This is a genomic window from Amycolatopsis iheyensis (genome assembly GCF_024703995.1).
In the GTDB taxonomy this organism is placed as follows: Bacteria; Actinomycetota; Actinomycetes; order Mycobacteriales; family Pseudonocardiaceae; genus Amycolatopsis; species Amycolatopsis iheyensis.
Genome location: NZ_JAMXQV010000023.1, coordinates 97,429 through 115,233, shown reverse-complemented (window position 1 = coordinate 115,233; position 17,805 = coordinate 97,429). Strand labels below are relative to the sequence as shown.

Genomic DNA, 17,805 nt, shown 5'->3' with positions numbered 1-17,805 from the left:
CATGGGTCTGCGGTGGGGGAGAGGCGCGCTCGCGGCCGCGAGTGTGCTGCTGGGCGGTGGCGCCGTGGCGGTGTTCGCCGGCTGGCTGGTGACGGGCGGGCCGACGCTCCCCGTGGTGCTGCCGCTGGCGGCTCTTTCGTTCGTTTGCGCGGTGTGGGCCCGCCGGTTCGGCCGCCGGTACGCGGCCGCCACCGGAGCGGTGCCACCCGGCTGGGACGGCGTCGACCTCGAGGTCCAGACCGCCGGACTGCGCGTGCTCGCGACCTGGGCGACGATCGGCGCGGTGGTCTGGGCCCTGGTCGCGGCGGCCGCGGTCGCCGGCGGTCTGGCTGTGTTGGGATCATCGGGTTCAGACCCGGACGCCGAAGTCACCGCGGGCGGGATCCTGGTGGTGGCTGCCGTGGCGCTGGCGGGCCTCGTGTTCTCTCTCGTCGCGGCGGCGGGCTGGCGGCGGCGCCACCGCGCGGTCACCGAAACCGGCTGGCGGGCCGGCGCCGCGACCGTGCGCGCGGGCGGCAGCGGGCTGCCCACGGTCACCGTGGCGGTCGAGAACGCCGCCGACGTGCGCACCCAGGCGTCGACGTCGGTGCGCGGCGCGGCCCACATGGCCGACTTCCCGGGCACGGCGGTCCAGGTCGCCGGGCGTGGCCGGTGGATGGTGGTGCTCTTCCCGCGCGGGTTGTTCCGCAACATCCCGTACGCGGTCCCGGTGCGTTCGCTCGAGCAGCGATGATCCGGGGCTGAGCGAGTGCGCTACGAGGACTGGCTGCCCCGGCCGGAGAAGCGGGCGCCGCCGTGGGCGGACCGCGCCACGGCGACGCTGGACCGGCGGTTCCAGCTCTGGGCGGTGGTCATGGTGCTGGGGATCTTCGTCGCGGTGGCGTGCCTGTTCACCGGCCAGGTGGTGGCCATGATCATCGGCTTGCTGATCGGGGCGGGCGGGGTCCTCGGCGCGTTCCTCCCGGAGCGGCGCCTGCGCGCGGCACGCCGGACGGGCTGGCGCAAGGCCGAAGTGACCATTTCCCTCAAGCCGGGCGAAGACAAGTACGCGCTGATCGCGGTGCGGTTCGCGGACGGCAGCCGGATCGACCTCTGGTCCCGGCCCGGCAGCATGACCGTGCCGGCGCTGGCGCAGCCGCCGGGCCTGCCGGCCCTGGTCGCCGGGTACGGGCCGGCGATGAGCGTGCTCGTCCTGCCGAACCCGCCGTTTCGCGAGAAGCCGGTGCTGTTCGGGGCGCGCGCCGAGACCTACCGCTGGGTGCCGAAGGACTGACGTCGCAGCACGGCGAGCGCCGACTGCGAGTGGTGCCCGGCCTGCCGGGCCTTCGTGTCTCGCACCCACGACCGGCCCCAGCGCCATCTCGACACAGCTGTGCGACGACTCGCACAAAACGGCTGAACCGACCAACATCTGGTTCACCGGGCGATCTCCAGTAGCAAGCTCAGCGAGGCCTCTTCACTCAAAGCCAAGTCACGAATCTGCTTGGCGAGTTGTTTCTGGTCCGAGGTCTGAGCTTTCTCGTGGAGGAAGGCCGTCGAATTGGCGTGCTCCACGGAAACGATCGGTAGTGCATCGGCGAACTCGTAGATATCGAACGGGCCGATCAGACCTGGGTGGTAGCCGATGCCGGCAGGTACGATCCGCAGACGGACGTTGGGGCGCTCCGACATCTTTACCAGCTGATCAACCTGGTCGGACATCACCTCTGGCCCGCCGAAGTTCTCGTGGAGTGCGTGTTCGCCGAGCAATACGGTGAACTGCACCGGATCCGGGCGAGTGAGGATCTGCTGGCGCTTGAGCCGGACCTGCAGCCGCGTGTCGGCTTGCTCGAGGGTTACGGGGGCGTTGTCCATGATCGAGCGGATGTAGTCCGGGGTCTGGAGCAGACCCGGAACGATCAGAGGCGACCACGTTGTGATCGCTGTCGCCGTGCTTTCGAGGGTCAGCCGCGTGGTTAGGGCGAAAGGAGGGCCGGCAGTGCTCGAGACGAGCCAATTCGGCTCCCGGGCGTGCCTCGCGAGCGTCCGGATCCGGTCGCGCTTCTCTCCGGTCACCCCCAGCAACGCGAGGATCGCCGACACGTCCTCGACGCTCGGCAGCCGCTGCCCCTTCTCCCACAGCGACAGCACCTGCGGCAGGATCCCCAACATGTCCGCGAGCCTGCGAAGGCCGACGTTGCGTGTTTCGCGTTCTTCGCGCAGTGAAGCGGCGAGCGTTCTCGCCGCCGGCCCTGAAGACGTTGGCTTCATGGGCAAAGGATACGAATCCCGTCGATTCCCCGAATGTGCGAACACCGTCAGCGAAAGGCGACGGAAGGCCGTTCCGTTCCGGCGTCCGGGTGGCCGGAACGTGATCAAGCGGCTCTAAGCTCGTCTCATGACGCTCGAAGCCCGCGGCCGGCGGGTCTGGCTGATCCTGCTCGTCCTGGGCGTGCTGGTCTTCCTGGTCTTCGCCGCGGGCACGACGTACTCGCTGCTCGCCCCGGGCTACGTCTTCGAGGACGGCGAGCTCCTCGGCGAGGCCGGCATCCTGACCGGGTCCGCGGCGCTCGTGGCGTTCGCCTCCCACCGCCTGCGCGTCGCCGAACGGCGGATCCTCGCCGCCGACAAGGACTTCGGCGCCTGGCTGCCGGGCGAGGTCGCCACGACCGGCAGCGACGGCGTCGACCTGGCCGGGGAAACCCGCCGCCTGCGCCGGATCGCCCGGCACGCGGCGGCGCTGACGCTGGTCTGGGTCGCCTTGTTCGCCGGTGGGCTCACCGTGGCGACGCTGGTCGACACGGCCGCCGAGGACCTGCTCGCCACCGGCGTGCGCACGGCCGGCGTCGTGACCGCCGTGCACAACCCGGCCAAGGGCGCCCCCACGATGCAGGTCGAGTACGAGTCGCCGGGCCGGCACTGGTCCGCCGAGATCCACCGCGACTCGGGGCGCGCCTACGGGGTCGGCGACGCGGTGACCGCCGTCTACGACCCGGCCGACCCGGCGCACGTGCGCACCACCGAGGAGATGAACGAAAACCAGGTGCTCGTCGGCTCCGGCGTGGTCCCGATGCTGGTGGGCCTCGGCGGGCTGCCGTTCACCATCGTCGCGGCGGCCGGCTGGCGGCGCCGGGTCCGCGCGGTCGCCGCGACCGGGTGGCGGCTCGCCCGGGTGACCGTCGTGCCCGACACGCGCGGCGGGCGGCGCTCACGCCTGGCCGACGTCCACGTCGCCTACCCCGACGGCAGCGCGATCGTGCTGCGCTGCGTGCTTTCGACGCACAGTCCCGGCGCGCTGGAGAACGAGGCGAACCGCCGGGCGTGGATCGGCGGCTGGGGGCGGCAGATGGTCGTCCTCTTCCCGTACGGTCCGCGCAAACCCGGCCCGCTCCTCGTGCCGGTCCACGCGACGAGGCAGCGAGTCAGCCGATCTCCCCGGTGAGGTAGCGCTGCACGTTCGGCGCGACCGCGGCCACCAGCGTGTCGATCTCGGCCGCGGCCATCGGCTCGAACTTCGCGACGTACCGGATCATGCCCATGCCCACCAGCTGGGACGCGCAGAGCGTCATGCGCAACGGGATCCGGTCGGAGCCGATCGAGGTGATCAGCGCCGTGAAGAACTTCTGGAAGAAGTCACGCAGCGCGTGCCCGGCCTGCTCGTGGCCGGTGATGCTGCGGACGAGGGCCTGGAAGACGTCGCCGCCCGCGCCGTCCCAGCGGGTCAGGAAGGCGCGGACGATCCGCTCGCCCATCTCCTCGTCCGGGCCTTGGCGGATCTCCGCCTGCAGCTCCATCGGGTCGAACGGCAGCTGGAGGACCGCCTTCGCGAACAGGCCCTCCTTGCTGCCGAACCAGTGGTTGACCATCGCCGCGTCGACACCGGCGCGAGTGGCGATCGAGCGCACGGTCGCGCCGTCGTAGCCGTTCTCGGCGAACACCGCCCGCGCGGCGTCGACCAACGCCGTGCGGGTGTCCTGGCCGGCGGGCCTGCGCCCGCGGCGGCGGCCGGTAGTGTCGGGACTGTCCGTGGTGCTCACGCGTCCATCATGACTCATGCCACCGGCAATATTCAACGGTTATTGAATTTGACACCCGGCGGGGGCCCGGATCGCCGGTGGCGGCACAATGAGCCGCATGGCCAGCGCATCCGCCGGTTCGGCCGGCCCCGGCTCGATCAGCCCGTCCCGCGAAGACTTCCGCGCCCTCGCCGAGAGCCGCCGCGTGATCCCGGTCGTGCGCCGGGTCCTCGCCGACGGTGAAACGCCGATCGGGGTGTACCGCAAGCTCGCCGCCGACCGGCCGGGCACGTTCCTGTTCGAGTCCGCGGAAAACGGCGCCTCGTGGACCCGCTGGTCGTTCATCGGCGTCCGCAGCCCGGCCGCGCTCACGGTCCGCGACGGCGAAGCGGTCTGGACCGGCACGCCGCCGGTCGGCCTGCCCACCGAGGGCAACCCGCTCGACGTCCTGCGCGAAACGATCGAAGCGTTGCACACCGAGCCCCTGCCCGGATTGCCGCCGCTGACCGGCGGCATGGTCGGCTACGTCGGCTACGACGCCGTCCGCTGGCTGGAACGGCTGCCCGAGCTGGCCGAACGCGACCTCGACATCCCCGAGCTGACCATGCTCCTGGCCACCGACCTCGCGGCGTTCGACCACCACGAGGGCACGGTCACGCTCATCGCGAACGCCGTCAACTGGGACGACTCGCCCGAGCGCGTGGACGCGGCCTACGACGACGCCGTCGCCCGGCTGAGCGCGATGACCGAGCAGCTCCAGGTGCCCGCGCCGGCCACCGTCGCGGCGTTCGAGCGGCCCGCGCCGGAGTTCGTCCGCAAGCGGTCCAAGGAAGACTTCCACGCGGCCGTCGAAAAGGCCGTCGAGGCGATCAAGGCCGGCGAAGCGTTCCAGATCGTGCCGTCGCAACGGTTCGAGATCCCGACCGCGGCCGACGCGCTCGACATCTACCGCGTGCTCCGGACGTCCAACCCGAGCCCGTACATGTACCTGCTGCGGCTGGAAGGCTTCGACATCGTCGGCTCCAGCCCCGAATCGCTGGTCACCGTGCGGGACGGCCGCGCGACCACGCACCCGATCGCGGGCACCCGCTGGCGCGGCGCCGACCCGGAGGAGGACGCCCAGCTGGCCAAGGACCTCCTGGCCGACGAGAAGGAGCGCGCCGAGCACCTGATGCTCGTCGACCTCGGCCGCAACGACCTCGGGAAGGTCTGCAAGCCGGGCACCGTGCGCGTCGTCGACTTCTTCCAGATCGAGCGCTACAGCCACGTCATGCACATCGTGTCGACCGTCACCGGCGAGCTGGCCGACGGCAAGACGGCGTTCGACGCGGTCACCGCGTGCTTCCCGGCCGGGACGCTCTCGGGCGCGCCGAAGGTCCGCGCGATGCAGCTGATCGAGGAGCTGGAGCCGGTCCGCCGCGCGCTGTACGGCGGCGTCGTCGGCTACCTCGACTTCGCCGGCGACGCCGACACGGCGATCGCGATCCGCACGGCGCTGGTGAAGGACGGCATCGCGCACGTCCAGGCGGGCGGCGGCGTCGTCGCCGACTCGGTGCCGGACTACGAAGACACCGAATCGCTGAACAAGGCCAGGACCGTGCTCTCGGCCGTCGCCGCGGCGCAGACGATGGTGGCGGCGGGCGCGCTCGACCCGGCCGCGGACTCCGCGCATGTCTGACACGCCGGAAACCAGGCCGTCGCGGCGTCCACTGTGGATGATGGTGGTCGCGCTGCTGCTCGGCGCGCTGGCGTTGTGGGGCGCGTCACGGCTGACGTGGTTCGCGGAGTTCCGCGACGGCGGGGTGCGCGGGACCGTGCTCCACAGCGAAACCGGCGAGCAGCGGTCCACGGCGCTGGTGCCGCTCGCCCTGCTCGCGCTGGCCGGCGTCGCCGGGCTCGTGGCCACCGGCGGCTGGATGCGGCGCGTGCTGGGCGTCGTGCTGGCGCTGGCCGGGGTCGCCGCGGTCTGGTCGGGCGTGGCCGGGGTGAAGTTCTCCGGCTGGGCCGACGGGCTGCCGGTGACGGAGATGCTGCTCGGCCGCGGACTGGCCGTGCTGGGGGGAATTCTCGTCGCCGCGGGTGGGTTGGCAGCCGTCAAGGGCGCCGGGAAAGCCGCGCGGCTCGGGGCCAAGTACGCGGCTCCGGCCACACGCAAGAAGGTGCGGGATCCCGACGCCGAGCTGTGGGAAGCGCTGTCGGAAGGGGAGGACCCGACGGCCGCCCGGGACCGGCATTCGGAGTAACGCGCGCACCCGGAACCGGGCGCTCCAGATGCGGGGGTTAGCATCGTTTCGGCGGGAAGGGGAAGGTTTTTGTGAGCGACCTTGCGAGTGAAACCGTGAGCACGTGCCCGGGCGGGGGCGCCCGGTGAGCGTGCTCGAAGACATCGTCGCCGGCGTGCGGGAAGACCTCGCCGTGCGGGAATCCGCGCTGCCATTCGACGAACTGAAGGTCCGCGCGGCGGCCGCTCCGGCGCCCCGCGACGTGATGTCCGCGCTGCGTGAGTCCGGCATCGGCGTGATCGCCGAGGTGAAGCGGCGCAGCCCGTCCAAGGGCGACCTGGCCGACATCCCCGACCCCGCCTCGCTGGCGAAGGACTACGAAGACGGCGGCGCGCGGGTGATCAGCGTGCTCACCGAGCAGCGCCGCTTCGGCGGCTCGCTGGCCGACCTCGACGCGGTCCGCGCGGCGGTCGACACCCCGATCCTGCGCAAGGACTTCATCGTCAGCCCGTACCAGGTGCACGAGGCCCGCCTGCACGGCGCCGACATGGTGCTGCTGATCGTCGCCGCGCTGGAGCAGAACGCGCTCGTCGCGCTGCTCGACCGCGTCGAGTCCCTGGGCATGACCGCGCTGGTGGAGATCCACAACGCCGAGGAGGCCGACAAGGCCCTCGAGGCGGGCGCGAAGGTCATCGGCGTCAACGCGCGCAACCTGCACACCCTCGAGGTGGACCGGGACGTCTTCTCGCGGCTGGCCCCCGGCCTGCCGATGGACGTCTACAAGGTCGCCGAGTCGGGTGTCCGCGGGCCGGGCGACCTGATGTCGTACGCCGGGCACGGCGCCGACGCGGTGCTGGTCGGCGAAGGGCTCGTGGCGTCCGGCGACCCGAAGGGCGCCCTGGTCAAGCTGGTCACCGCCGGCTCCCACCCTGCCTGCCCGAGGCCCAGCCGGTGACAACTGAGCACGACAAGCACGACCCGGACGAGCGCGGCTACTACGGCCCGTACGGCGGGCGGTTCATGCCGGAGGCGCTGATCGGCGTCGTCGACGAGGTCGCCGCCGAGTACGACAAGGCCCGGCACGACCCGGAGTTCCTGAACGAGTTCAACCGCCTGCTCAAGGACTACGCGGGCCGCCCGTCGCTGCTCACCGAGGCCAAGCGCTTCGGCGAGCACGCCGGTGGCGCGCGTGTCTTCCTCAAGCGCGAAGACCTGAACCACACCGGCTCTCACAAGATCAACAACGTGCTGGGCCAGGCGCTGCTCACCAAGCGGATGGGCAAGAAGCGCGTGATCGCCGAGACCGGCGCGGGCCAGCACGGCGTCGCGACGGCCACCGCGTGCGCGCTGCTGGATCTCGACTGCGTCGTCTACATGGGCGAGGTCGACACCGAGCGCCAGGCGCTGAACGTGGCCCGCATGCGGCTGCTCGGCGCCGAGGTCATCCCGGTCAAGACCGGTTCGCGGACGCTGAAGGACGCGATCAACGAGGCCCTGCGCGACTGGGTGACCAACGCCGACACCACGCACTACCTGTTCGGCACGGCCGCCGGCCCGGCGCCGTTCCCGGCGATGGTGCGCAACTTCCACCACGTCATCGGCACCGAGGCCCGCGAGCAGATCCTGGAGCAGGCCGGCCGCCTGCCCGACGTCGTCGCGGCCTGCGTCGGCGGCGGGTCGAACGCCATCGGCATCTTCTCCGGCTTCTACGACGACCCGTCCGTGCGGCTGGTCGGCCTGGAGCCGGGCGGCGAGGGCATCGAGGGCAACCGCCACGGCGCGACGCTCACGAAGGGCACCCCGGGCAACCTGCACGGCGCGATGACGTACCTGCTGCAGGACGAGGACGGCCAGACGGTCGAGTCGCACTCGATCTCCGCTGGGCTGGACTACCCGGGCGTCGGCCCCGAGCACGCGTGGCTGAAGGACACCGGCCGCGCCGAGTACCGGCCGGTCACCGACGCCGAGGCGATGGACGCGTTCCAGCTGCTCTCGCGCACCGAGGGCATCATCCCGGCGATCGAGTCGGCGCACGCGCTGGCCGGCGCGCTGGTGCTGGGCCGCGAGCTCGGTCCGGACGGCCTGATCGTCGTCAACCTTTCGGGTCGTGGCGACAAGGACATGGACACGGCGGCGAAGTGGTTCGGGCTGGTGAACGGATGAGCGGGCTGGACGACCTCTTCGCGACCACGCGCGCGGAGGGCCGCGGCGCGCTGATCGGCTACCTCCCGGCGGGCTTCCCGACGGTCGACGGCTCCAAGGACCTGATCGCGGCGTGCGTCGACGGCGGCGCGGACCTGATCGAGGTCGGCGTCCCGTATTCGGACCCGGTGATGGACGGCCCGACCATCCAGGCCGCGTCGGTGACCGCGCTGGACAACGGGTTCCGGCTGAAGCACCTGTTCGAGGTGGTCGAGTCGGTGTCGGCCCGCGGTGGCCGCGCGGTCGTCATGACGTACTGGAACCCGGTGAACCGCTACGGCGTGGACCGCTTCGCGCGTGACCTCGCCTCGGCGGGCGGGCTCGGCCTGATCACGCCGGACCTGATCCCGGACGAAGCCGCCGCGTGGATGACCGCGTCCGAGGCTCATGGTCTGGACCGGACGTTCCTGGTGGCGCCTTCGTCTTCGGAGGAGCGGCTCGCCCTCACGGCGGCGGCGTCGTCGGGCTTCATCTACGCGACCGCGGTGATGGGCGTGACGGGCGCGCGCGACCAGGTCGGCGCGGGTGCCGAGGAGCTGGTCCGCCGCACCCGGGCGCACACTTCGCTGCCGATCGGCGTGGGCTTGGGCGTGCGTTCCGGCGAGCAAGCGGCCCAGGTGGCGTCGTTCGCGGACGCGGTGATCGTGGGCTCGGCCCTGGTCACGGCGGCCGCGGAAGGCCCGTCCGGGGTGCGTGCGCTGTCCGCCGAGCTGGCCGAAGGTGTCCGCCGGGCGGTCACTCCGGCTTGACCCGGAGTGCGCTCCAGGTGTCACTCTGGATTCGTGACGTCTTACACCCCGGCCCAGGTGACCGAAAAGACCGGTTTCACGATCGACACGCTGCGCTACTACGAGCGCATCGGCTTGCTGCACGAGGTGGGCCGCACGGCCGGCGGCCGGCGGTTCTTCACCGAGCAGGACGTCGAGTTCCTGCAGTTGTTGAGGTGCCTGCGGTACACGGGCATGCCGGTGGCGGAGATGCTGCGGTTCGTGGAGCTGCTGCGCTCGGGTGACGCGACGCGGGAAGAGCGCGTCGACGTGCTCCGGGAGCACGAGGCCCGGGTGGCCGCGCAGATTTCGCGGCTGGAGGAGCACCGGGAGCACATCCGGTTCAAGATCGAGCTGTACAGCGGCGCCGGCCAGCTGGCCTCGACCGGCTGAACACGGGAGGCCGGATCCCGCTCCCCGTGCTGTGATGGCCGGGTGACTGCGACTCCGCACGGGTGGGTGCCCGTCGAACACCGGTTCCTGGGCCTGGACCGCCGGACGTTCCCGCCCGCGCTGATCGCGCTCGTCATCGCCCTGCTGCTCGCTTACGGGCTGCCCGCGGTGAACGCGGCGATCCCGTGGCACAACGAGATCAAGGCCGGCGACCGGCTCGACCTCGGCGCCGGCGCGACCGCCATCCCACCGGTCGGCTGGCAGCTCCAGAGCGGGACGCTGCTCGGCGCGACCGCCGCCAACGCGCGCAGCCTGCAGATCGACCTGGCCACCGGCGGCGCGACGATCGCCCTGCGCGGCGCGCCGTTCCGCGGGTCGGCGGACGCGTTCCTCGACCAGGTCGAACGCGCGGAGGGCGCGGTGCCGGGGATCGACGCCGCCCGGGGCACGGTGACGACGTCCGGCGGGCTCGTCGGGGTCGGGCAGGCCGGCACCGGACCGGGCGGGGACGCCCTCGACGTCGCGTTCAAGGTGGCCGGACCGGGGGAGACGGCCGACGACGCGCCCGCGTTGCTCGTGCGGGTGCGCACCGCCCCGGGCGAGTTCGAACGGCACCGCGCCGAGATCGACGGCGTCCTGCGCAGCGTCACCCCGGGCCGATGAGCGACAAGGCGGCCCAGCTGGCCGCGATCGAGCAGTCCGGCTGGGGGCAGCCGTTCCGGTTCTTCCAGCCGCACAACCTGGCGTTCTGGGTGTACCTGGTCGGCGTCGGCGGCGGTGCGCTCACGATGGTCCGCTACTTCGGCCAGGGCTTCTACACGCCCGCGCTGACCGGCGGGATCCTGCTGTTCGGGCTGTACCTGGTGCCGTGTTTGCTGCTGCTGCGCCGCCAGAACCGCTACACGGCCCAGCCGGGTGGGCTGCTGGCGGCGGCGTTCGCCTGGGGCGGCGTCGCGGCGACGTTCTGGGTGGCGCTCCCGGCCAACTCCGCGTTGCTGGAGATCTGGACGAAGCTCGGCGGCACCGCGTTCGCGTCGAACTGGGCGGCGGGCCTCACCGCCCCGATCGACGAGGAGTTCGCGAAAGCGCTGGGGCTGGTGCTCCTGATCGGGCTCGCCCCGCGCCTGGTGCGCGGCGCCTACGACGGGTTCATCATCGGCGCGTACCTCGGCTTGGGCTTCCAGGTCTTCGAGGACGTGCTGTACGTCTACAACGGCGCGGCGCAGAGCTTCGGCGCCGACCAGCTGGGCTCGTCGCTGCAGATCTTCGTGCTGCGCGGGGTGACCGGGATCGTGTCGCACGCGTTGTTCAGCGCGATCTTCTGCGCCGGCCTGATGTGGGTGCTGGGCGGCGACCGCGCCGACCGCGACGTGGTCCGCGGCGTGCTGACGATGCTGGCGGCCATGGTGTTCCACTTCGCGTGGGACGACATGACCGGCCTCGGCGGCGGGGTGTGGCTGCCGTTCGTCCTCGCGGCGGTGGAGCTGACGTTCCTGTTCTACGTCCTGCGTCACGCCGCCCGGCGGGAGCGCGCGTGGACGCGGGACCTGCTGGGCCCGGAGGTCGAGGCGGGCGTCCTCGATCCGGCGCTGCTGGCCGCGGTGAGCGGGTTGCGGAAGCAGCGGAAGGCGTATCGCAAGCACGTCCACAGCCGCCGCGCGGCCCGGCACCGGCTCGCGGCGGCGAGCGATCTGGCGCGGGAGATCGCGCACGCCGGTGGGCAGGAGACCGGTCGCGTCGCACACGCCCGAGCCGAAGTGGTGCGGCTTCACCGGTCCTGAACGGCGTGTCGCACCGGTGTGACGCCCTCACCTGATCCAGAACTGTCGGTGGCGGTCCGCATACTCCTCGTGTGATGATCCACAACGCGTTCCTCTTGCCGCGAAGACCGGACGGCTGGACAGCTGACGACGTTCTCGCCCTGCCCGAAGAACAGACCCTGCTTCAACGGATCGAACTCGTAGACGGGATGCTGCTCGTCAGCCCATGGCCGGGACTGGAACACCAGCGGATTCTGGGGAAGCTCCAATTCGCCTGCGCACCCGCGTTGCCGGTCGGCGCCGAGTCACTGCCCGGGGCGAATGTCCGCCTCACGGCGCGGAGACTGCTGACCCCCGATTTGGTCATCGTCAACTGCCCCGGAGTCGACACCGCGGCCTACGCGGCGAGCGAGGTTCTGCTGGCGGCGGAGATCGTGTCGCCTTCGACGAAGATGCAGGACCGGATCCTCAAGCGCGCCGTCTACGCCGAGGCGCTGATCCCGTTCTACCTCCTGGTCGAGCCGGGGGACGAGAACATCGCCACCCTCTTCGAACGCCAAGGCGAGGACTACGAGCCCATCGCCAAGAGCGAAAACGGCGAACTCCGCCTCACCCGCCCCTTCGAGGCCACTCTCCGCCTCTGAACCCCTTTGTACGAAAGCTGTACGCGGCCCGCCCAAGATCCACCCCATGGACCCAGCTCACCTCCCGCGCCGCACCTTCCTCCGCGGCGCCGCCGGCCTCGCCGTCGTCGGCGCCGGGCTCCTGCTCCCGCACACCGCGCAGGCCGCCACCGCCCCCAGGATCTACAGCTGCGCCGAGTGGGGCGCCCGCCCGCCGGCGGACCCGCTCACCACCCTCGACCACCCCGCCGACCGCATCCTGATCCACCACATCGCCTGCCCCAACAGCACCGACTACTCCCTCGAGCACGCCTTCCAGGTCGCCCGGGACGATCAGCACGACCACATGGACAACAACGGCTGGTCCGACACCGGGCAGCACTTCACCGTCAGCCGCGGCGGCTACCGCCTGGAAGGGCGGCACGGCAGTCTCGACGCGCTCAAGAGCGGCACCACCATGATCCAAGGCGCGCACTGCCCCGGCCAGAACACCAACGCCATCGGCATCGAGAACGAAGGCACCTACACCAGCGTCGAGCCGCCGCAGGCGCAGTGGGACTCGCTCGTCGTCTTCTGCGCCTACATCTGCCGCCAGTACGGCATCGACGTCGAGGAGATCAAGGGCCACCGCGACTTCTACAACACCGAATGCCCCGGCGATCGCCTCTACGCCAAGCTGCCCCAGCTCAGGGCCGAGGTCTCAATGCAGGTAGCGCATCAGCGCGCACAGCTCGCCGGGCGGCAGTGAGCCCAGCGCGTCGATCTCGCCGCGGCGCACGTCCAGCACCGTCGTCGCCAGCTCCGGCCCGAAAGCCGAAGTCAGCTCGGCGTCCGCTTCGAACGCCTTCACCGCGTCGGCCAGCGACGTCGGCAGGCGGACCGCCGACGGCAGCGTCGCCGGGTCGACGTCCACCGGCTCCGGCAAAACGGCCGAAGCGGCAACACCCGCCAAGCCCGCGAAGATCAGCGCGGCCACCACCAGGTACGGGTTCGCGGTCAGGTCGAAGCACTTGACCTCGAAGTTCGCCGCCCGGTCGCGCTGGCCGGCCGGCCCCTGCACCAGCCGCAGCGGCGCCTCGCGGTTCTCCAGCCCCCACGCGCTGAAGACCCCGGCCCAGTGCGACGGCTCGAGTCGCAGGTAGCTGACCACCGACGGCGCGCCGATCGCCAGCAACGCCGGCAGCCGCGCGAGAATGCCGGCGCCGAACGCCTCCGCCGTGCCGGTCAGGCCGAACCGGCCGTCACCGCCCGAGCAGAGGTTGCGGTCGCCGTCCCAGAGGCTCAGGTGGACGTGACCGCCGTTGCCCACGCCGTCCGGCGCGAACTTCGGCGTGAACGACGCCCGCAACCCGTGCCGGTCGCTGACCGTCCGGATCGTCTCGCGCGTCAGCACCGCGACGTCCGCCGCGCGCACCGGGTCGGCCGCCGCCACCGACAGCTCGAACTGCCCCGCCGCATACTCCGGGTGGATCTGCTCCACCACCACACCTTGAGCGGTCAAAGTGGACACCAGCGCACGCAGGTAGTCCGCCTGCGCGGAAAGCCGCGCGTAGCCGTAGGCCGGGCCGGCAGTGGCCGAGCGCGGGTCGTCCGGCGCGTCGGCCGCGGTGATCACCCACTCGATCTCGAACGCCGTCCGCGCGTTGTACCCGAGCGAAGCGAGCCGGGCCGTCGCCGTCGCGGCGAGCGCCCGCGCGTCCTGCGGATGCGGCTCGCCGTCCTGGTCGTAGCGGTTGGCCGGGGCCCACGCCCAGCCCGGCTGCGCGGCCAGCGGCACGAGCGCGTCGAGGTCCGGGTGCAGCCGCAGGTCTCCGACCGGGCCTCGCGAGTAGGCACCGCCCACGATCTCGTCGGTGGCGAGGAAGAAGTCGAACGAGTTCGACGCGCCGACGCCCCACGCCGCCGCCGACCACAGCCGGTCCACCGGGACGGCCTTCACCCGCGCGATGCCGCTGTTGTCCACGAAGGTCAGCGCGACGAGCTCCACCCCGGCCGCGCGCAGGCCGTCGGCCCGGATCGCGCCCTGTTGTGCGAGTTCTGCCCGATCGAGCTGGCTCATTTCGCTCCCGTGGAGGTTCACTAGGTGACTCAGAGAAGAGGTGGAGATCGTGTCAGACACCGTCGAAACCCGTCCAGGGCTGCGCCGCTCCCTCTCCGTCTGGCAGGCCGTCGGCCTGTCGGTCGCGTTGATGGCCCCGAGCATGGCCGCCAACATCAACCCCCAGCAGACCGCGGCCGCCGCCGGCCGCGCCGTCCCGCTCGCCTTCCTGCTCTCCGCGGTCGGCGTCCTGCTGGTCGCGTACGGCTTCGTCAAGCTCTGTCAGCACTACCAGCACGCCGGCTCGGTGTACGCCTTCGTCGGCGCGACGCTCGGCCCGCGTGCCGGGGTGGTCTCCGGGATCGGCCTGCTCGGCACGTACACGTTCTACGCTGTCGTCACCAGCTCGGCCGCGGGCACGCTCGGCACGGCGTTCCTCACCCAGGTCGGGATCTGGCCGAACCCGCCGTCCTGGGGACCCTTTGTCTTGACGGCCGTCGCGTTGCTCGGCGCGTGGCTGCTGTCCGTGGTGCCCGCGCGCCGCGGCACGAGCACGCTGCTCGCCGTCGAAGGCGCGACGATCGCGGTGATCCTGCTGGTCACGGTCGTGATCCTGGTCCGCCTGCTCGCCGGGAACGCACCGGACGGCGCGAGGTTCACGATGGACGTCTTCGTCCCGGAAACCGGCTTGTCCGGCGTGTTCCTCGGCGCGGTGTTCGGCTTCCTGTCCTTCGCCGGCTTCGAAGCCGCGGCGACGCTCGGCGAGGAAACCCACGACCCGAAGCGCAACATCCCCCGCGCGATCCTCGGCACCGCGATCTTCGGCGGCGGCTACTTCGTGGTGGTCACGGCGGTCGAGATGATGGCGTTCCGCACGGACGCGACGGCGTTCCACGACTCACCGTCCCTGCTCGGCGACCTCGGCAGCCGCTACGCGGGCGCGTGGGTCGGCGACGTGATCAGCGTCGGCGCGGCGATCAGCGCGTTCGGCTGCTGCCTGGCCTGCGTGGTCGGCGGCTCACGCCTGCTGTTCGCCCTCGGCCGCGACGCGTTCGGCGGCCGCGGCATCGGCCGGACGTCCAGCCGCGGCACGCCGGTGGCCGCGGTCAGTGCGGTGACCGGCGCGGCAGTGCTGATCATCGGAGTGTGCGCGCTGTTCTTCGGCGCGACGGCGTCGGACACCTTCGCGTGGAGCGGTTCGATCGGCACGTTGATCCTGCTGGTGATCTACCTGCTCACGACGATCGGCGCGATCCTGCTGCTGTTCGTGAAGCGCCGCATGCGCGTGCCGGCGTGGCACCTCGTGTTCCCGATCGGCGCGCTCGCCGTGCTGGGTTACACGGTGTACGTCAACGTCGTGCCGTACCCGACCGAAGGACCGGCGCGGTGGTTCCCCGTGGTCGCCGGGGCCGTGCTGGTGCTGGCGGTGATCTTGGTGCTGTCCGCGCCCGGCTTCGCTCGTAGGGTGGGGGACAGGCTCAGCACAGTGGACGGAGGCGCATGACCGACCTGCTCCCGTTCGTCGCGGACCTGCCCCTGGTGGACCACCACTGCCACGGCGTCGTGACGAAGGACGTGGCGCGCGCGGACTTCGAGGTGATGCTGACCGAGGCGGACACGACGTCGCCGCTGGGGACGAGCCTGTTCGACTCGCTCATCGGGCTCGCGGTGCGCGAACGCTGCGCGCCCGTGCTCGACCTGCCGAAGCACGCTTCCGCGGAAAGTTATCTCGAACGCCGTGCCGAGCTGGGTGCGGCCGAGGTCGCGCGCCGGTTCCTGCGCGCCACCGGCACGACGGACTTCCTGCTGGACGGCGGTTTCCTGCCCGAGTCGCTGACCACGACCGGCGAGTTCGCGGCGCTGGTGGGCACTCGCGCGCACGACGTCGTCCGGCTGGAGCAGGTCGCCGAGGCGGTGATCCAGGGGACCACGGCCGCGGGATTCGCCGGCGCCTTCGCCGACGAACTGGGGAAACGCGCCGCGACCGCCGTCGGGTTCAAGTCGATCGCGGCCTACCGCGTCGGCCTCGACCTCGAGGGGGAGCGGCCGTCCGCCGCGGAGGTCGAAGCAGCCGCCGGACGGTGGCTCGCCGCGGGTGGCGGCCGGCTGGCCGACGAGGTCCTGCACCGCCACCTCGTCTGGACCGGGCTCGACCTGGGCCTGCCGGTGCAGTTCCACGTCGGCTACGGCGACTCCGACGTCGACCTGCACCGCTGCGACCCGCTGCACCTGACCGGGCTGCTGCGTGCGACCCGCGACCTCGGCGTGCCGGTCCTCCTGCTGCACAACTACCCGTTCCACCGCAATGCCGCGTATCTCGCGCAGGTCTTCGAGCACGTGTTCGTGGACGTCGGGCTCGCCACCCACAACGCGGGCTTCCGCGCGCCGACGGTCCTGGCGGAGCTGCTGGAGATCGCGCCGTTCGGGAAGGTCCTCTTCTCCACCGACGCGTTCGGCCTGGCCGAGCTGTACCACCTGGGCACGGCCCTGTTCCGGCAGGGCCTGTCGGACTTCCTGCGTGCCGCGCTCGCCGCCGACGCGCTGTCCGAAGTGGACGCCGTCCGGCTGTGTGCTTTGGTGGGACACGAGAACGCGAAGAGGATCTACCGCTTGGAGCACGGGTGAACGACCTTTGGGGCCGCTGGACGAAAGCGATCGACGACGAGCTGCCCGCGGCGGTCGAGCTGCGGCACGCGGTGCACGCCGACCCCCGTGGCTCCGGCGACGAGGAGGACACCGCCCGCCTGGTCGCCGGCGCGCTCGGTGCCGGTGAGGGCACGCGCGTCGCCAAGACCGGCCGCGCGATCCCGCTGCCCGGCGGCGACGGCCCGGTCGTGGCGCTGCGGGCGGAGCTCGACGCGCTGCCGGTGCTCGAGGGCACCGGCGTGCCGTGGGCGTCGGGCAACGAGTACATGCACGCGTGCGGCCACGACGTCCACCTCGCCGCGCTGGTCGCCGTCTGCCGGGCGGCTGTGCGCGTCGGCGTCCCGCGGCCGATCCTCGCGCTCCTGCAGCCGCGCGAAGAGACGTCGCCGCCCGGGGCGCTCGACATCGTCGAGTCCGGGGTGCTGGCCGAAGCCGGAGTCGACGCGGTGATCGGCGCGCACGTCCAGCCGCGGCTCGCGCACGGCGTCGTCGCGGCGGTGCCCGGCCCGGTGAACGCGTCCACCGACGAGTTCGAGGTGACCATGCACGGCCAGGGCGGCCACGCAGGCTACCCACAGCTGCTGCGCGACCCGATCCTCGCGCTCTCGCAGCTGGTGGTGAGCCTGCAGCAGCTCGCGTCACGCCGGATCGACCCGGTGTTCGGCGCGGTCTGCTCGGTCGGAAGGATCCAGGGCGGCGCGGCGGCGAACGTCGTCCCGAACAGCGCCAGCGCGTTCGGCTCGCTGCGCCTGATGCGCGCGAAGGACCGCGAGCGCGCGCTGGAAACGCTCGCGGAGATCGTGCACGGCACGGCGAAGGCGCACGGCTGCACCGCCGAGCTGGAGATCAGCCCGTGCGAGCCGGTGCTGAGCAACGACGTCGCGCTGGCCGAGGGCGCGGGCCGCTGGCTGGGCCACGCCGGCTTCGTCGTCGACGACAAGTTCCGCTCGTTCGGCGCCGACGACTTCGCCCACTACTGCGGCGGCGGCACGCGCGGGCTGATGCTGTTCGTCGGCCTCGGCGACACCGCGGGCGTGCCCAGCCTCCACGACGAACGGTTCCTCCCGCGCGACCAGGCTGTGGTCCAGGTCGCGCACGCGCTGGTGGCGGGCTACCTGGCCGCTGTGGAAGACCAGCCGCGCTAGCGCTACGGTGGCCC

Annotated in this window: 19 protein-coding genes; 16 read left to right on the top strand and 3 right to left on the bottom strand. The window is 71.9% G+C overall.

Annotated features, from left to right (window positions below):
- Position 1 precedes the first annotated feature (1 nt).
- Positions 2-733: a hypothetical protein gene (locus M8542_RS35690; protein WP_257924735.1), complete on the top strand. Its 732-nt coding sequence runs from the start codon at positions 2-4 to the stop codon at positions 731-733.
- Between the two features lie 15 nt (positions 734-748).
- Positions 749-1,273, top strand: a complete 525-nt coding sequence (locus M8542_RS35685; protein WP_257924734.1) for a hypothetical protein — start codon at positions 749-751, stop codon at positions 1,271-1,273.
- A 143-nt stretch (positions 1,274-1,416) separates the two neighbouring features.
- Here the strand turns inward: M8542_RS35685 and M8542_RS35680 are convergent, their stop codons facing one another.
- Complete coding sequence (locus tag M8542_RS35680; RefSeq protein WP_257924733.1) at positions 1,417-2,250, bottom strand: helix-turn-helix domain-containing protein; 834 nt, start codon at positions 2,248-2,250, stop codon at positions 1,417-1,419.
- 127 nt (positions 2,251-2,377) lie between these two features.
- On the opposite strand from M8542_RS35680, the gene M8542_RS35675 reads away from it, so the two are divergent.
- Positions 2,378-3,421: a DUF3592 domain-containing protein gene (locus M8542_RS35675; protein ID WP_257924732.1), complete on the top strand. Its 1,044-nt coding sequence runs from the start codon at positions 2,378-2,380 to the stop codon at positions 3,419-3,421.
- Here M8542_RS35675 and M8542_RS35670 read toward each other — a convergent pair.
- Positions 3,402-4,034, bottom strand: a complete 633-nt coding sequence (locus M8542_RS35670; protein WP_257924731.1) for a TetR/AcrR family transcriptional regulator — start codon at positions 4,032-4,034, stop codon at positions 3,402-3,404. The genes M8542_RS35675 and M8542_RS35670 overlap by 20 nt on opposite strands.
- Before the next feature lie 79 nt (positions 4,035-4,113).
- Between M8542_RS35670 and M8542_RS35665 the strand changes: the two genes are divergently transcribed.
- The 10 genes from M8542_RS35665 to M8542_RS35620 all read left to right on the top strand — a co-directional run bounded on the left by M8542_RS35665 (position 4,114) and on the right by M8542_RS35620 (position 12,710).
- Positions 4,114-5,673: an anthranilate synthase component I gene (locus M8542_RS35665; RefSeq protein WP_257924730.1), complete on the top strand. Its 1,560-nt coding sequence runs from the start codon at positions 4,114-4,116 to the stop codon at positions 5,671-5,673.
- Positions 5,666-6,238: a Trp biosynthesis-associated membrane protein gene (locus tag M8542_RS35660; protein WP_372508688.1), complete on the top strand. Its 573-nt coding sequence runs from the start codon at positions 5,666-5,668 to the stop codon at positions 6,236-6,238. The genes M8542_RS35665 and M8542_RS35660 overlap by 8 nt, the downstream gene beginning before the upstream one ends.
- Before the next feature lie 124 nt (positions 6,239-6,362).
- The gene (trpC, locus tag M8542_RS35655) at positions 6,363-7,172 is read left to right on the top strand and encodes an indole-3-glycerol phosphate synthase TrpC (protein WP_257924729.1); all 810 of its coding nucleotides are present in this window, start codon (positions 6,363-6,365) and stop codon (positions 7,170-7,172) included.
- On the top strand, positions 7,151-8,380 hold the full coding sequence (trpB, locus tag M8542_RS35650) for a tryptophan synthase subunit beta (protein ID WP_257924799.1): 1,230 nt from the start codon (positions 7,151-7,153) through the stop codon (positions 8,378-8,380). The genes trpC and trpB overlap by 22 nt, the downstream gene beginning before the upstream one ends.
- A complete protein-coding gene (gene trpA / locus M8542_RS35645) occupies positions 8,377-9,168 on the top strand; it encodes a tryptophan synthase subunit alpha (RefSeq protein WP_257924728.1) in 792 nt (263 codons plus the stop codon). The genes trpB and trpA overlap by 4 nt, the downstream gene beginning before the upstream one ends.
- Before the next feature lie 33 nt (positions 9,169-9,201).
- Entirely contained in the window at positions 9,202-9,579 is a 378-nt protein-coding gene (locus M8542_RS35640) for a MerR family transcriptional regulator (protein WP_257924727.1), read from the top strand.
- Positions 9,580-9,621: 42 nt separating this feature from the next.
- Complete coding sequence (locus tag M8542_RS35635; RefSeq protein WP_257924726.1) at positions 9,622-10,242, top strand: hypothetical protein; 621 nt, start codon at positions 9,622-9,624, stop codon at positions 10,240-10,242.
- Positions 10,239-11,360 (top strand): PrsW family intramembrane metalloprotease, encoded by a 1,122-nt coding sequence (locus tag M8542_RS35630; RefSeq protein ID WP_257924725.1) that lies wholly within the window; start codon positions 10,239-10,241, stop codon positions 11,358-11,360. The genes M8542_RS35635 and M8542_RS35630 overlap by 4 nt, the downstream gene beginning before the upstream one ends.
- 74 nt (positions 11,361-11,434) lie before the next feature.
- Positions 11,435-11,983, top strand: coding sequence for a Uma2 family endonuclease (locus tag M8542_RS35625; RefSeq protein ID WP_257924724.1), 549 nt, complete (start codon positions 11,435-11,437; stop codon positions 11,981-11,983).
- 46 nt (positions 11,984-12,029) lie between these two features.
- Positions 12,030-12,710, top strand: coding sequence for a peptidoglycan recognition protein family protein (locus M8542_RS35620; protein WP_257924723.1), 681 nt, complete (start codon positions 12,030-12,032; stop codon positions 12,708-12,710).
- Here the strand turns inward: M8542_RS35620 and M8542_RS35615 are convergent.
- Entirely contained in the window at positions 12,663-14,021 is a 1,359-nt protein-coding gene (locus M8542_RS35615) for a type I glutamate--ammonia ligase (protein WP_257924722.1), read from the bottom strand. The two genes, M8542_RS35620 and M8542_RS35615, sit on opposite strands and share 48 nt — an antisense overlap.
- Before the next feature lie 49 nt (positions 14,022-14,070).
- On the opposite strand from M8542_RS35615, the gene M8542_RS35610 reads away from it, so the two are divergent.
- The 3 genes from M8542_RS35610 to M8542_RS35600 are packed head-to-tail and all read left to right on the top strand — an operon-like array spanning position 14,071 to position 17,791.
- Complete coding sequence (locus tag M8542_RS35610; protein WP_257924721.1) at positions 14,071-15,504, top strand: APC family permease; 1,434 nt, start codon at positions 14,071-14,073, stop codon at positions 15,502-15,504.
- Positions 15,501-16,625: an amidohydrolase family protein gene (locus M8542_RS35605; RefSeq protein ID WP_257924720.1), complete on the top strand. Its 1,125-nt coding sequence runs from the start codon at positions 15,501-15,503 to the stop codon at positions 16,623-16,625. Before M8542_RS35610 ends, M8542_RS35605 begins: the two co-directional genes overlap by 4 nt.
- Positions 16,622-17,791, top strand: a complete 1,170-nt coding sequence (locus M8542_RS35600) for a M20 metallopeptidase family protein (protein WP_257924719.1) — start codon at positions 16,622-16,624, stop codon at positions 17,789-17,791. The genes M8542_RS35605 and M8542_RS35600 overlap by 4 nt, the downstream gene beginning before the upstream one ends.
- Positions 17,792-17,805: the final 14 nt, after the last annotated feature.

What these genes read in the sequence shown, in the direction of transcription:
- M8542_RS35690 (WP_257924735.1), top strand. Translation starts at nt 2, where the DNA reads ATGGGTCTGCGGTGGGGGAGAGGCGCGCTCGCGGCCGCGAGTGTGCTG.
- M8542_RS35680 (WP_257924733.1), bottom strand. Translation starts at nt 2,250, where the DNA reads ATGAAGCCAACGTCTTCAGGGCCGGCGGCGAGAACGCTCGCCGCTTCA.
- M8542_RS35675 (WP_257924732.1), top strand. Translation starts at nt 2,378, where the DNA reads ATGACGCTCGAAGCCCGCGGCCGGCGGGTCTGGCTGATCCTGCTCGTC.
- M8542_RS35670 (WP_257924731.1), bottom strand. Translation starts at nt 4,034, where the DNA reads ATGAGTCATGATGGACGCGTGAGCACCACGGACAGTCCCGACACTACC.
- M8542_RS35665 (WP_257924730.1), top strand. Translation starts at nt 4,114, where the DNA reads ATGGCCAGCGCATCCGCCGGTTCGGCCGGCCCCGGCTCGATCAGCCCG.
- M8542_RS35660 (WP_372508688.1), top strand. Translation starts at nt 5,666, where the DNA reads ATGTCTGACACGCCGGAAACCAGGCCGTCGCGGCGTCCACTGTGGATG.
- trpA (WP_257924728.1), top strand. Translation starts at nt 8,377, where the DNA reads ATGAGCGGGCTGGACGACCTCTTCGCGACCACGCGCGCGGAGGGCCGC.
- M8542_RS35630 (WP_257924725.1), top strand. Translation starts at nt 10,239, where the DNA reads ATGAGCGACAAGGCGGCCCAGCTGGCCGCGATCGAGCAGTCCGGCTGG.
- M8542_RS35625 (WP_257924724.1), top strand. Translation starts at nt 11,435, where the DNA reads ATGATCCACAACGCGTTCCTCTTGCCGCGAAGACCGGACGGCTGGACA.
- M8542_RS35620 (WP_257924723.1), top strand. Translation starts at nt 12,030, where the DNA reads ATGGACCCAGCTCACCTCCCGCGCCGCACCTTCCTCCGCGGCGCCGCC.
- M8542_RS35615 (WP_257924722.1), bottom strand. Translation starts at nt 14,021, where the DNA reads ATGAGCCAGCTCGATCGGGCAGAACTCGCACAACAGGGCGCGATCCGG.
- M8542_RS35605 (WP_257924720.1), top strand. Translation starts at nt 15,501, where the DNA reads ATGACCGACCTGCTCCCGTTCGTCGCGGACCTGCCCCTGGTGGACCAC.